This is a genomic window from Allobosea sp. CER48, from assembly GCF_044752385.1.
Taxonomy (GTDB): domain Bacteria; phylum Pseudomonadota; class Alphaproteobacteria; order Rhizobiales; family Beijerinckiaceae; genus Allobosea.
The window spans coordinates 1-13,621 of record NZ_JBIWYK010000033.1 but is presented as its reverse complement, the minus strand read 5'-3'; the positions used below and the strand labels follow the sequence as shown (position 1 = coordinate 13,621).

Below are 13,621 nucleotides of genomic sequence, written 5' to 3'. Positions count from 1 at the left end.
TCCGGGGCAGACCGCCAGCTCGCGGCCGCCCCGCGGCGCGGCGGCGGACGACCTGCTGGACGCGCTCGCGGCCCTGGTCGTCGCCCGGCACATTGCCGCCGGGCGCGGGAAGCCCTTTCCCGATCCGCCGGGACGCGATAGCCACGGTCTTCCCGTCGCGATCTGGACCTTCGCGTCCGAATCCCAGCCTGTGCAGGAAACCGTCATGAGCGCTTCCCCCGTCTCCCGCCCGATGATCGAGGAAGCGGCCGGGCGTATCGCCGGCCATGCGCGGATCACGCCGGTTATGCGGCTGGGGACGGGCGCTTTCGGTTCCCCCGCGGATATCTCGTTCAAGCTCGAATGCCTGCAGCATGCCGGCTCGTTCAAGACGCGCGGCGCCTTCAACAACCTGCTGTCGCTGGCGGTGCCGGCTGCCGGCGTCTCGGCCGCTTCCGGCGGGAATCACGGCGCGGCCGTCGCCTATGCCGCGATGAAGCGCGGCGTGCAGGCGACGATCTTCGTGCCGGAGATTTCGCCCGCCGCCAAGATCGAGGCGATCAAGCGCTTCGGTGCGGATGTCGTGGTCGGTGGCGCGCAATACGACGATGCGCAGGCGGCCTGCGACCGTTTCGTCGCCGAGACCGGTGCGCTCAAGATCCATCCCTTCGCCGCGAAAGAGACGATCACCGGGCAGGGCACGCTCGGCCGGGAGTGGGACCTGCAGGAGCCGGATCTCGACACCGTCCTCGTTGCGGTCGGTGGTGGCGGGCTGATTTCGGGCATCGCGAGCTGGTTCGCCGGCAGCAAGGTCAAGGTCGTCGGTGTCGAGCCCGAAGGCTCGCGGGCCCTGCAGGCGGCGCTCGAGGCCAAGGGGCCGGTCGAGGTCAAGGTCGCGTCGGTTGCGGCGGATTCGCTGGGCGCACGCAATGTCGGCCAGCTCGTCTACGATGCGACCAAGGGCAGCGTCGACCATGTCGCTCTGGTGCCGGATTCCGCGATCACCGAGGCGCAGGGCGTGCTCTGGCGGGATTTCCGCCTTGCGGTCGAGCCCGGCGGGGCTGCGGCGCTGGGCGCCCTGCTGAGCGGCGCCTACAAGCCTGCCGCCGGCGAGCGGCTCGGCGTGCTCGTCTGCGGCGCCAATGTCGATCTGACGAAGCTCGCCACGATCGTGGGTTGAAGTTTGCGACCTTGGTCGGTGTGTCGCGGGACTGGACGATGAGGCAAGCGGCGGCGCATTCTCGCAGCAGCGAAGCCGAGTGCGCAGACATGTCGAACCGTACGACCAAGACCGATCCCGGCCGCTTCTTCGAGGATTTCCAGCTCGGAGAAGCGATCGTGCACGCGACGCCGCGGACGGTGACGGCGGGCGACGTCGCGCTTTACACCGCACTCTACGGGCCGCGTTCTGCCGTTCAGTCGTCGGATGCCTTTGCGAAGGCGCTCGGCTATCCGGCGGCGCCGGTCGACGACCTCCTGGTCTTCCACATCGTCTTCGGCAAGACGGTGCCGGACATCTCTCTCAATGCCGTCGCCAATCTCGGCTATGCCGAAGGGCGCTTCCTTCGGCCGGTATTCCCCGGGGACACGCTTTCGACGACGTCGGAAGTCATTGGGCTGAAGCAGACCTCGGCAGGCGACGCAGGCATCGTCTATGTCCGTTCGATCGGCCGCAACCAGCATGGCGAGGCCGTGCTGAGCTATGTGCGCTGGGTGCTCGTGCGCAAGCGCCAGCCGCGGACGCCGGCCCATGCCGAGCGCGTGCCGGAGCTGGCGAAGGCCGTGCAGCCGGGCGTGCTCGATGCGAGCTGCCCGCCGCTCGCGCTCGCGGCCTATGACAATGCGCTCGCCGGCTCGCCCTTCCGCTGGGGCGATTATGCGGTGAGCGAGAGGATCGACCATGTCGATGGCATGACTGTCGAGGAGGCGGAACACCAGCTTGCAACGCGGCTCTACCAGAATACCGCGAAGGTGCATTTCGACGCCCATGCGGCGCGCGACAGCCGGTTCGGCAAGCGGCTGATCTATGGCGGGCATGTCATCAGCCTCGCCCGCGCCCTGTCCTTCAACGGGCTCGGCAATGCCTTCCACATCACCGCGATCAACGGTGGGCGGCACGTCGCGCCGCTTTTCGCCGGCGACACGGTCTATGCCTGGAGCGAGGTGCTGGCGAGCGCCGAACTGCCCGGCCGCAGCGACGTCGGCGCGCTCCGGCTGCGGCTCGTCGCGACCAAGAACCGGCCCTGCTCCGATCATCCACTGAAACAGGGCGAGGAGTACGATCCCAGCGTGATTCTCGATTTCGACTACTGGGCATTGCTGCCGCGCTAAGCATTTCGTAACGAAATGACGATTTTCAGAATCTGTAACTTTGTTCTGCGCATGCCGCATTGCAGCGCCGGAACGGTTTCGTTAGAGAACCAGTCACTCTAGAATGATCCCAAATGGGTCCGCGATCTGTCCTGCGGGCCGCTTGATCGGAGAATGATATTGGCCGAGGTCAAGCCCGCGGCGCGCCCGCTTTCGCCCCACCTTCAGATCTATCGCTGGTCCTGGACGATGGCGATGTCGATCGCCCATCGCGTCACGGGCACGGGGCTCTATCTCGGCACGGTGCTGATTGCCGCGTGGCTGGTCGCCGCGGCGTCCGGTCCTGCGGCCTTTGACACGGCCCAGGCCGTCGCCGGCTCCCTCCTCGGCCGGCTGGTGCTCTTCCTCTACAGTTTCTCGCTGATCCACCACATGGTCGGCGGCTTGCGCCACTTCGTCTGGGACATGGGCAAGGGCTTCGATCCCGAGACCCGCATGAACATGGCGAAGTACTCGCTCGTCGCCTCGGCGAGCCTGACGGTCCTGGTCTGGATCGCCGCCCTGGTCCTGCGCTGAGGAGCCCGCCATGCTGTCCAATTCCTCGATGCGCACCCCGCTCGGCCGCGTCCGCGGCCTGGGTTCGGCAAAGTCCGGCACCGGCCATTTCTGGCTGCAGCGCGTCACCGCCGTCTCGAACCTGATCCTGGCGGTCATCTTCATCGGTATCGTCATCGCGCTGGTCGGCCGGCCCTATCCGGCCGCGCTCGCGCTGCTGTCGCACCCGCTCGTCGCGATCCTGATGCTGCTCTTCATCCTCTCGGCCTGCATCCATATGCGTCTGGGCATGCAGGTCGTCATCGAGGACTACGTCCATAACGAGGGGGCCAAGGTCCTCGCCGTCATGGCCAACACCTTCTTCGCCATCGCTGTCGGCGCCGCCAGCGTCTACGCGGTGCTGAAGCTGTCTTTTGGAGGCTGATCCGATGGCGATCACCAAGTCCCGCCCGGTCCCGGCCTATACCGGCACCGCCTATCCGATCACGGACCACACCTTCGACGTCGTCGTCGTCGGCGCCGGCGGCGCCGGCCTGCGCGCCACGGTCGGCTGCTCGCAGGCCGGCCTGCGCACCGCCTGCATCACCAAGGTGTTCCCGACCCGCTCGCACACCGTCGCAGCGCAGGGCGGCGTCGCCGCCTCGCTCGGCAACATGGGCAAGGACACCTGGCAGTGGCACATGTTCGACACCGTGAAAGGGTCGGACTGGCTCGGCGACCAGGACGCGATCGAATATCTCGTGCGCAACGCTCCGGCCGCCGTCTACGAGCTCGAGCACTGGGGCGTTCCCTTCTCGCGCACCGAGGACGGCCGCATCTACCAGCGCCCCTTCGGCGGCATGACCACCGAATTCGGAGAAGGCCCGCCGGCCCAGCGCACCTGCGCGGCGGCCGACCGCACCGGCCACGCCATGCTGCACACGCTCTATGGGCAGGCGCTGCGCTACAATACCGAGTTCTTCATCGAGTATTTCGCCATCGACCTGATCATGGACGAGGACGGCCATTGCCGCGGCGTGATCGCGCTCAAGCTCGATGACGGCACGCTGCACCGCTTCCGCGCCCAGCAGACGATCCTTGCCACCGGCGGCTATGGCCGCGCCTATTTCTCGGCCACCTCCGCCCATACCTGCACCGGCGACGGCGGCGGCATGGTGCTGCGCGCCGGCCTGCCGATGCAGGACATGGAGTTCGTGCAGTTCCACCCGACCGGCATCTACGGTTCGGGCTGCCTGATCACCGAGGGGGCGCGCGGCGAGGGCGGCTACCTCACCAATTCGGAGGGCGAACGCTTCATGGAGCGCTATGCCCCCTCGGCCAAGGACCTCGCCTCGCGTGACGTCGTCTCGCGCTCGATGACGATGGAGATCCGGGCTGGCCGCGGCGTCGGCAAGGACAAGGATCACATCTACCTGCACCTCGACCATCTCGACCCGAAGATCCTGCACGAGCGCCTGCCCGGCATTTCGGAGAGCGCCAAGATCTTCGCCGGCGTCGACGTGACCCGCGAGCCCATCCCGGTGCTGCCGACCGTCCACTACAACATGGGCGGCATCCCGACGAACTATCACGGCGAGGTCCTGACCAAGGTCGGTGGCGATCCGGACATGGTGGTCCCGGGCCTGATGGCGATCGGCGAAGCCGCTTGCGTCTCGGTGCACGGTGCCAACCGCCTCGGCTCCAATTCGCTGATCGATCTCGTGGTGTTCGGCCGCGCGGCTGGCCTGCGCTGCGCCGACACGGTGACGGCGGGCGAGAAGCAGCCGGAACTGCCGAAGAACTCGTCGGACCTGGCGCTCACCCGTCTCGACAAGTATCGCAACGCCGCGGGAGGCACGCCGACCGCGGTGCTGCGCGATCGCATGCAGCGTACGATGCAGAACAACTGCGCCGTCTACCGCACCGGCGAAACGCTGGAAGAGGGCCACAAGCTCATCCATGAGGTCTGGGGCGGCATCGCCGATGTCGGCACCAAGGATCGCTCGCTGATCTGGAATTCCGACCTGATCGAGACCCTGGAATTCGACAACCTGATCACCCAGGCGGTCGTGACCATGGACTCGGCACTGAACCGGCCGGAAAGCCGCGGCGCGCATGCCCGCGAGGACTATCCGAATCGCGACGACAAGGACTGGATGAAGCACACCCTGGCCTGGATCGACGACGAGAAGCGCACGGTCACCCTCGATGACCGGCCGGTGCATACGTACACGATGTCCAACGACATCGAGTACATCAAGCCCAAGGCGCGGGTGTACTGAGGACGATCCGATGGCCGAATTCAATCTCCCGAAGAACTCCCGCCTGATCGAGGGCAAGGCCTGGCCGAAGCCGGCCAATGCCAAGAACGTGACCGAGTTCAAGGTCTATCGCTGGAGCCCCGACGACACCGAGAATCCGCGCACCGACACCTATTATGTCGATCGCGACGATTGCGGGCCGATGGTTCTCGATGCGCTGATCTGGATCAAGAACAAGGTCGACCCGACGCTGACCTTCCGCCGCTCCTGCCGCGAGGGCATCTGCGGTTCGTGCGCCATGAACATGGACGGCAAGAACGGTCTGGCCTGCACCACTGGCATCGACGAGTGCGGCGCCAAGGGCAAGGTCGCGATCTATCCGCTGCCGCACATGCCCGTGGTCAAGGACCTGGTTCCGGATCTGACGCGCTTCTATGCGCAGCACGCCTCGATCGAGCCCTGGCTGCAGACGACGACGCCGGCTCCCGAGAAGGAGTGGCGGCAGGCCAAGGACGATCGCGAGAAGCTCGACGGTCTCTACGAGTGCATCCTCTGCGCCTGCTGCTCGACCTCCTGTCCGAGCTATTGGTGGAACGGCGACCGCTATCTCGGCCCGGCCGCGCTGCTGCAGGCCTATCGCTGGCTGATCGACTCGCGCGACGAGGCGACCGGCGAGCGGCTCGACAACCTGGAAGATCCGTTCCGGCTCTATCGCTGCCACACCATCATGAACTGCGCGAATGCGTGCCCGAAGGGGCTGAACCCGGCCAAGGCGATCGCCGAGGTCAAGAAGATGATGGTCGCCCGCCAGGTCTGAGCCGGCGCGAACGCTACTGGCGCGGCCGCCTGACGCGGCGGCCTGCGCTTCCGGTGCTCACGTACCGATGTACGCTCCGCTCCGGTTCTCGGCTGCCACGCCAGCCGACCCACGCCAGCGCATTCGCGCTCGGCTCAGCAGCGTGTCACCCGGTACGCGCAGCAGCACAGCGTGCCGCAGCGCGTGCTGGAAGACACGCTTCGTCAGCGGATATAGCGCCCCGGCCGGAACGGCGTCGGGTCGATCGGCGGCTTTTCCCCACAGACCATTGCGGCGATCATCTCGCCGGTGATCGGGCCGGTCGAGAAGCCGATATGCTGGTTGCCGAAGGCGAGCCAGAGGCCGGGATTGCGCGGAGCCTCGCCGATCATGGGCAACGAATCCGGCAAGGTCGGCCTTGCCCCCCGCCACGTCTCGCCGACCTCGGCGCCCAGCGGGAAGGCCTCGCGCGCCGCCATCGTCGCGCTATCGATCTGGCGATGGTCATCGGGCGCATCGCGGAACGAGAGATCGACTCCGCTGGTGACGCGGAAGCCCTGCTCCATCGGGGCGAGGTAATAGGCGCCGTCGACATCGTAGACCGGCCGAGACAAGCCGGACCCGGCTTCAGGCCGGAGATGGCGGTGGTAGCCACGCTCGACATCGAGCCAGGGATCGAGACCCAGCGGCTTCAGCAGCTCGCCGCTCCAGGGGCCGAGCGCGACCACGGCGATGTCGGCGTCGAACGCGCCCCCGCTGGTCGTCGCGCGCCAGCCTGTGCCATTCCGGCCGAGCGCCTTGACATCTGCCTGCTCGATGCGCCCGCCGCGCTCCGCGAAGAGCGCGGCGTAGGCCGCAGTGACGGCGCCGGGCGAATCGACCGAGCCTACGGAGGGGATCAGCAGCCCCGCCGGGAAGATCGGGTTCAGGCTCGGCTCGAGCCCCGAAATGCCCTGCCGATCGAGCACTTGCGACTCGATACCGTGACGCTTCAGGAAATCATGTTCGGCCCGAGCCGCCTCATGGCCGGCCTCGGTGCGCCAGAGCTTGAGCGTGCCCGTCTCACGCAGGCGATGGGACACCCCGGCCGCTGCCATCAGGGCGCGATGGCGCTCGACCGTGCTTGCGGTCAGCGATTGCAGCGCGGCGACCCGGGCGGCCGCCTGCGACGGGCGGGCTTCCCAAAGGAACCGCAGCAGCCAGCCCGGCCGGGCCAGCGCGCGGCGCCAGCTCAGATTGAGCGCCGGGTGCCGATTGCCGAGATAGCCCGCGATCTTCGCATAGAGCGACGGATTGTTGAGAGGCACGATCGAGGACGCGGCGAGGACGCCGGCATTGCCATAGGACGTCTCGTGCCCAGGCTCCTTGCGATCGATCAATGTGACGGTGATGCCGCGTTTCTGCAGCGCGAGCGCGGAGGAGACGCCGACCATGCCGGCGCCGAGAACGAGTGCTGTGCGGGTCAAATGCGATGCAGGCCGGCGACCGCCGGCTCCTTCAGCCAGTGGTCAAGGAATGCGTCGAGCCAGAGCCGGACGGCCGGATCATGCTGGAACCACCCCGGCAGGTGGGTATGGCCCAGCTGGGCGCCGGGCATCAAGGTGCGCTCATGGCCGCGCACGGACCAGCGATACATCATCGCCGGCGTGACCTCCGGGTGGAACTGGATGCCGTAGGCCCTGGAGCCCGTGCGGATGGCCTGCACCGGAAAATCCTCGCCCGTGGCGAGGCATTCGGCGTCGGCCGGGCAGTCGAAGCCGTCGCGATGCCACTGGTAGACGGTCCCGGGCCAGATGAATTGCGCGGTATCGGCATGGGTGGCGCCGGCTTCGGTGACCCCCAGCGGATAATAGCCGACCTCGGCGCGGCCTTCGCCATGCGTGTAGACCCGCGCGCCCATATGTTTCGCCAGCATCTGTGCACCCAGGCAGATGCCGAGAAACGGCGCATCCTCCTTCAGGCAGGTGCCGATCCAGTCGATCTCGGCCTTGATGAAGTCCTCGGGATCGTTCGCGCCCATCGGGCCGCCAAAGATCACCGCACCGGCATGGTCCCGCATGGTCTGCGGCAGGGGGTCGCCGAAGCGCGGCTTGCGGATATCGAGCGCATGGCCGCGCGCCTGCAGCAGCCGGCCGATGCGGCCGGAGGTCGAATGCTCCTGATGCAGCACGACGAGTACCGGCCTGGGTGCGGGGCGGCTCGGCCGGGTGACGAGGGGAGAGCGCGTTCTGCGGGCGGCACGGAGAGTGAAGGCGTGGTCGTTCATCACGGGCTTCAAGGTCGCTCGCGCACCGGCCGGCGGAAGGATGGCACGCAAAGCCATGACAGATCGCCCCTGAACATGAGGTTCCAGACGGGACGAAGCAAGCAATTTATGCGCCGGGAGCTCTGCAATGATCCGGCAAGCTTTCCCCTGCAGGCCGGATCGGACGGCCGGGAGCGGCGTTTCGCTTGACGTTGCCGCGTCAATCTGAGATGAGAATGAACGTTCATTCTCATCAAGCCAAGTCACGATGCCACCAGTGTTGCCCGCCACATTGCCCGAAGCCGCGCTGTCGGAGCGCCATATCCGCATCCTCGATGCGGCCGAGCGTGTGTTTGCGCGCGCCGGCTTCCATGCCGCGACGATGCAGGATGTCGCGGCGGAGGCGGGGATGAGCCCGGGCAATCTCTACCGCTACTTCAACTCGAAGGACGCGATCATCGCCGGCATGTCCGAGCGTGACCGCAGCCTGATCGCGGAAGATTTCGGCAGTCTGTGTCCGGACAATGGCGCCCTGCTCGACCAGCTCGAGGAACTCGGCCGCAAGCATCTCGTTCGCCAACCGCGCGAGAAGGCGGTCATCGCCGTGCAGATCTGGGCCGAGGCCGCGCGCAACCCCGAAATGGCGAGCATGTGCGCCGATATCGAGGGCACCGTGGTTCAGGGCCTGGCGGCGGCTATCAGCGAGGCCAAGCGCAATGGCGAGTTGCCGCCGCGGCTCGACGAACATCGCTTTCTGCTCGCGATCTCGATGATGGCGGACGGCTATTTCTGCCGGCGGGCGATGGATCCGAACTTCGACGATGCGGCCGCCGCCGACACGCTCTTCACCGGCATGCGCCAGCTCGCGCAGACCATGCTCCTGCCCGAAACGGAGACGCAGCCATGACATCTGCTCCCGCCGGGCTTCAGACCCGCTTCTTCGGCCTCCAGGCCGCAACAGGATCGCTTTCGATGACCGCTCGCATGACCGCCCCGCTGGCGCTGGCTACGGCGCTGCTGGCCGTACCGCTCCCGCTCGCGGCACAGACGCCGGCGAAGACCGCTCCCGTCGCAACGCATGCCGCCGGCCCGTCCGTCACCGTGACGCAGGCGGAGACGACGGAAATCGTCCAGAGCGTCGTCGTCTCCGGTTCGATGGTGGCGCGCGACGAGATCATGGTGACGCCCGAGGTCGACGGGCTGTCGATCATCGAGCTTCTGGCCGAAGAGGGCGACAAGGTCGCGCAGGGCCAGGTACTCGTGCGGCTGAACCGGACGACGCTCGATGTCCAGAGGGCCCAGAACGACGCCCAGGTCGCCCGCGCCGAAGCCGCCGTCGCGCAGGCGAATGCCCAGATCGCCGAGGCCGATGCCAATGTGGTCCAGGCGAACAACGCCTTCGATCGTACCAAGGCGCTGCGCGAGAGCGGCAATGCCAGCATGGAGCTGTTCGACCAGCGTGCCGCGGCCGCGCGCTCGGGCCAGGCACGCGCCAATGCGGCCCGGCAGCTTCTGGCGATTGCGACGGCAGATCTCGCGCTCGCCCAGGCGCAGGGCAAGGATATCGCCGTCAAGCTCGCCCGCACCGAGATCAAGGCGCCCGGCGCCGGCATCGTCAGCCGTCGCACGGCCAAGCTTGGCGCGACGGCGAGCATGCTGCCGACCTCGGACCCACTTTTCCGCATCATCGCCGAAGGCGCGATCGAGCTCGAGGCACAGGTCGCCGAGGTCGAGCTGCCGGGCCTGAAGGTCGGGCAGCCGGTGTCGGTGCTGCCCGCCGGCGCCAAGGATGCGCTCGCAGGGACGATCCGGCTGATCGCGCCGGAGGTCGACAAGGCCTCGCGCCTCGGCCGGGTCCGCGTCGCGCTCGACGGCAACCCGCCGGTGGCGATCGGTGCCTTCGCACGGGGCATCATCGAGACCGGCCGCAAGAGTGCCGTGACGCTGCCGCTTTCCGCCATAACCTATGGCCGCTCCGGCGCGAGCGTGCAGACCGTAAAGGACGGCCGCGTCACGACCAAGCCCGTCACGCTCGGCCTTGTCGGTGGTGGCCGCGCCGAGATCGCCAATGGCATTTCCGCAGGTGAGACCGTGGTTGCGCGGGCCGGCACCTTCGTGCGCGACGGCGACCTCGTGACGCCCGTCCCGACCAACTGACGGATGCGACCATGAACGTGAACTTCTCCGCCTGGTCGATCCGAAAGCCGGTTCCGGCGATCCTGCTCTTCGTCGTGCTTTGCGTGCTCGGCCTGCTCGCCTTCTCGAAGCTGCCGGTCACCCGTTTTCCCAACATCGACATACCGTTGGTCTCCGTCACCGTGACCCAGTCCGGAGCGGCGCCGGCCGAGCTCGAGAGCCAGGTCAGCAAGCGTGTCGAGGATACCGTCGCCAACATCACGGGCGTAAAGCACGTCACTTCGACCCTGACCGACGGCCAGTCCCTGACGCTGATCGAGTTCCGGCTCGAGACCAACACCGACCGCGCCGTCAACGATGTGAAGGACGCCATCGCGAAGATTCGCGCCGACCTGCCACGTACCATCGACGAGCCGGTCATCCAGCGCATCGACGTCGAGGGCCAGTCGATCCTGACCTACGGTGCTGCGTCCGCCGGCATGACGCTGGAGCAGCTGTCCTGGTATGTCGACGATGTCGTCGCGCGCGAGTTGCAGGGGTTGAAGGGTGTCGGCCGCGTCGAGCGTTATGGCGGCGTCGATCGCGAGATCCGCATCTCGCTCGACCCCGACCGGCTGCTGGCGCTCGGCATCACCGCGGGCGAGGTCAATCGCCAGATCCGCGCCACCAATGTCGATCTGGCGGGCGGGCGCGGCGAGGTCGGCGGGCAGGAACAGGCGATCCGGACGCTTGCGGGCGCCCGCACCGTCGCGGATCTGGCGGAGACCAAGATCACGCTCTCCGGCGGGCGCGAGGTGCGCCTGAAGGAGCTCGGCCGCGTCGAGGATTCCAACTCCGAACCGCGCGCCTTCGGCCGGCTGAACAAGAGCCCGGTCGTGACATTCGCGGTGTTCCGCTCGAAGGGCTCGAGCGAGCTCTCGGTCAAGGATGTGGTGGCGCAACGCGTCGGGGAGCTGAACAAGCGCTTCCCCGATATCCAGATCACGCCGATCGACGATGCCGTCGCCTACACCTACGGCAACTACAAGGCTGCGATGGAAACGTTGATGGAAGGCGCTGCGCTCGCCGTCATCGTCGTCTTCCTGTTCCTGCGCAACTGGCGGGCGACGCTGATCACGGCGATCGCCCTCCCGCTTTCGGCCATACCGACGTTCTGGGCGATGGAGCTGATGGGCTTCTCGCTCAACCTCGTCAGCCTGCTCGGCATCACGCTGGTGACCGGCATCCTCGTCGACGACGCCATCGTCGAGATCGAGAACATCGTCCGGCACATGAAGATGGGCAAGTCGCCCTATCGCGCCGCGATGGAAGCCGCGGACGAGATCGGCCTGGCCGTCATCGCGATCACGCTGACCATCGTGGCGATCTTCGCGCCGGTTTCCTTCATGGGCGGCGTCGCCGGCCAGTATTTCCGCCAGTTCGGCCTCACCGTCGCAGTCGCCGTGCTGTTCTCGCTGCTGGTCGCGCGGCTGATCACGCCGATGATGGCAGCCTATCTGCTGCGGCCGGTCGATCACGCCGATCCGAAGGATGGCTGGATCATGCGCGGCTATGTCGGGCTGCTGAAGGGCACCCTGAAGAAGCGGCGCATCCCGTTCTTCCCGCGCCTCGACGGCACCGGGCGCTGGCGGAGCATGCCGTTCAACACGGCCTATGCGACGCTGGTCGTCGGCTTCATGTTCCTGATCGGCTCGATCCAGGCGACGCAGATGCTGCCGACCGGCTTCATCCCGGATGAGGACACCTCCCGCGTCGTCGCCTCGGTCGAGCTGCCGCCGGGCTCGACGCTGGAGGATACGCGCGTCACCACCGACAGGCTCGTCGATGTGCTGAAGTCCATTCCCGAGGTCCGCGACGTCTTCGTCCTCGGCGGGGCATCGCCGACGGGGCAGCGCGAGGTGCGCCGCGCCGCGGTCTTCATCCTGCTCAAGCCCAAGGCCGAGCGCGACATCGCCCAGAAGGAGCTCAAGGTCACCATCGCCGAGAAGCTCGCGAGCGTGCCCGACGTGCGTGCCTGGTATGTCAACGAGCGCGGCGAGCGCGAGATGGCCTTCTCGATCCTGTCCAAGGATGGCGAGGCGCTCGACGCGGCGGTCGCGAAGATCGAGGCGCGGATGCGCCAGGTCGACGGCTATCTCAACGTCGCGACTGCGGGCTCGCTGAGCCGCCCGGAGCTGCGAGTCACGCCGAAGCTTGAGGAGGCTGCCAATCTCGGAGTCACGCCGGAGGCGATCTCGGAAGCCGTCCGCGTCGCCACCATCGGTGACGTCGGGGCCAATCTCGCCAAGTTCAACGCCGGTGACCGGCTTGTGCCGATCCGCGTCCAGCTCGACGAGGTGGCCCGCACCGACATGCGCAACATCGCGGCGCTGCGCGTGACCAACACGAACGGCGTCTCGATCCCGCTGACCGCCGTGGCCGATATCGGCTTCGGCGAGGGCCCGAGCTCGATCGACCGCTATGACCGCGTCCGCCGGGCCCAGATCGGCGCCGATCTGAAGCGGGGCTTCGAGCTTGGAACGGCGCAGGACAAGTTCCAGGAGATCGTGAAGGAGGTCGGCCTGCCGTCAGGTGTCTGGATCGCCGCGACCGGTGATGCCGAGATCCAGGGCGAGGTCGTCCAGGGGTTCATCACGGCCATGACCACCGGCCTGATGCTGGTGCTGGCAGTGCTGATCCTGCTGTTCGGCTCGGTCTTCCAGCCGATCACCATCCTGCTCTCGCTGCCGCTCTCCTTCGGCGGAGTGGTGATCGCGCTGCTGGCGACGAACAACGCCGTCTCGATGCCGGTCTATATCGGCCTGCTGATGCTGATGGGCATCGTCACCAAGAATGCGATCATGCTGGTCGATTTCGCGGTCGAGGAGGTCGGGCGCGGCAAGGATCGCTTCACGGCGCTGATCGAAGCCGGCCGCAAGCGGGCGCGGCCGATTCTGATGACCACGATCGCCATGGCGGCGGGCATGCTGCCTTCTGCCTATGGCGTCGGAGATGGCGGCGAGTTCCGCGCGCCGATGGCGATCGCGGTGATCGGCGGCCTGATCGTCTCGACCGTGCTCTCGCTCGTCTTCGTGCCGTCGTTCTACATGGTTATGGACGATCTCTCGCGGGGGACGGCCTGGCTCTTCGGCCGCTTCTTCGGCAAGTCCGAGGACGAGAGCCAGTGGGAGCCGATCCACGATCCCGAGCACGCGACGCCCGGCGAGGCGACGGCTGAAGCGATGTCGAAGCCGGCTGCGCCGCGGCTGGCGGCGGAGTGAGGCATCAGGTCTTGAGTTCGAACGGGAAGGGCGTGCGTTCGTAGATCGGAAGGAGGTCGTTCTTGACGGCGAACGCCTCCTCCCATTCATGAAGCAGGGT

At 67.2% G+C, this 13,621-nt stretch carries 11 protein-coding genes and 1 pseudogene; 10 read left to right on the top strand and 2 right to left on the bottom strand.

Translation table 11 applies throughout. From position 1 onward, the window contains the following. The 7 genes and pseudogenes from ACIPIA_RS02785 to ACIPIA_RS02755 all read left to right on the top strand — a co-directional run. Positions 1 to 118, top strand: a pseudogene (locus ACIPIA_RS02785) (DUF429 domain-containing protein); the annotation flags it as partial. Between the two features lie 87 nt (positions 119 to 205). Next, positions 206 to 1,159 (top strand): threonine/serine dehydratase, encoded by a 954-nt coding sequence (locus tag ACIPIA_RS02780; protein ID WP_400506451.1) that lies wholly within the window; start codon positions 206 to 208, stop codon positions 1,157 to 1,159. Positions 1,160 to 1,248: 89 nt separating this feature from the next. Then, positions 1,249 to 2,310 (top strand): MaoC family dehydratase, encoded by a 1,062-nt coding sequence (locus ACIPIA_RS02775; protein WP_400506449.1) that lies wholly within the window; start codon positions 1,249 to 1,251, stop codon positions 2,308 to 2,310. 153 nt (positions 2,311 to 2,463) lie between these two features. Continuing rightward, positions 2,464 to 2,865: a succinate dehydrogenase, cytochrome b556 subunit gene (gene sdhC / locus ACIPIA_RS02770; protein ID WP_400506447.1), complete on the top strand. Its 402-nt coding sequence runs from the start codon at positions 2,464 to 2,466 to the stop codon at positions 2,863 to 2,865. A 10-nt stretch (positions 2,866 to 2,875) separates the two neighbouring features. Then, complete coding sequence (gene sdhD / locus ACIPIA_RS02765) at positions 2,876 to 3,268, top strand: succinate dehydrogenase, hydrophobic membrane anchor protein (RefSeq protein ID WP_400506445.1); 393 nt, start codon at positions 2,876 to 2,878, stop codon at positions 3,266 to 3,268. A 4-nt stretch (positions 3,269 to 3,272) separates the two neighbouring features. After that, positions 3,273 to 5,105: a succinate dehydrogenase flavoprotein subunit gene (gene sdhA / locus ACIPIA_RS02760; RefSeq protein WP_400506443.1), complete on the top strand. Its 1,833-nt coding sequence runs from the start codon at positions 3,273 to 3,275 to the stop codon at positions 5,103 to 5,105. A gap of 10 nt (positions 5,106 to 5,115) precedes the next feature. Then, positions 5,116 to 5,901, top strand: coding sequence for a succinate dehydrogenase iron-sulfur subunit (locus tag ACIPIA_RS02755; protein ID WP_400506441.1), 786 nt, complete (start codon positions 5,116 to 5,118; stop codon positions 5,899 to 5,901). 203 nt (positions 5,902 to 6,104) lie between these two features. Here ACIPIA_RS02755 and ACIPIA_RS02750 read toward each other — a convergent pair whose 3' ends face one another. Together ACIPIA_RS02750 and ACIPIA_RS02745 are read right to left on the bottom strand one after the other, a co-directional pair. Next, positions 6,105 to 7,346, bottom strand: coding sequence for an NAD(P)/FAD-dependent oxidoreductase (locus ACIPIA_RS02750; protein ID WP_400506440.1), 1,242 nt, complete (start codon positions 7,344 to 7,346; stop codon positions 6,105 to 6,107). Further along, positions 7,343 to 8,203, bottom strand: a complete 861-nt coding sequence (locus ACIPIA_RS02745) for a glutamine amidotransferase (protein WP_400506438.1) — start codon at positions 8,201 to 8,203, stop codon at positions 7,343 to 7,345. The genes ACIPIA_RS02750 and ACIPIA_RS02745 overlap by 4 nt, the downstream gene beginning before the upstream one ends. Positions 8,204 to 8,402: 199 nt before the next feature. Here ACIPIA_RS02745 and ACIPIA_RS02740 point away from each other — a divergent pair, with 199 nt between their 5' ends. The 3 genes from ACIPIA_RS02740 (at position 8,403) to ACIPIA_RS02730 (ending at position 13,521) form a co-directional block, all read left to right on the top strand. Continuing rightward, the gene (locus ACIPIA_RS02740) at positions 8,403 to 9,032 is read left to right on the top strand and encodes a TetR/AcrR family transcriptional regulator (RefSeq protein ID WP_400506436.1); all 630 of its coding nucleotides are present in this window, start codon (positions 8,403 to 8,405) and stop codon (positions 9,030 to 9,032) included. A 65-nt stretch (positions 9,033 to 9,097) separates the two neighbouring features. Continuing rightward, on the top strand, positions 9,098 to 10,282 hold the full coding sequence (locus ACIPIA_RS02735; RefSeq protein WP_400506434.1) for an efflux RND transporter periplasmic adaptor subunit: 1,185 nt from the start codon (positions 9,098 to 9,100) through the stop codon (positions 10,280 to 10,282). 11 nt (positions 10,283 to 10,293) lie between these two features. Continuing rightward, positions 10,294 to 13,521 (top strand): efflux RND transporter permease subunit, encoded by a 3,228-nt coding sequence (locus ACIPIA_RS02730; RefSeq protein ID WP_400506431.1) that lies wholly within the window; start codon positions 10,294 to 10,296, stop codon positions 13,519 to 13,521. Positions 13,522 to 13,621 lie beyond the last annotated feature (100 nt).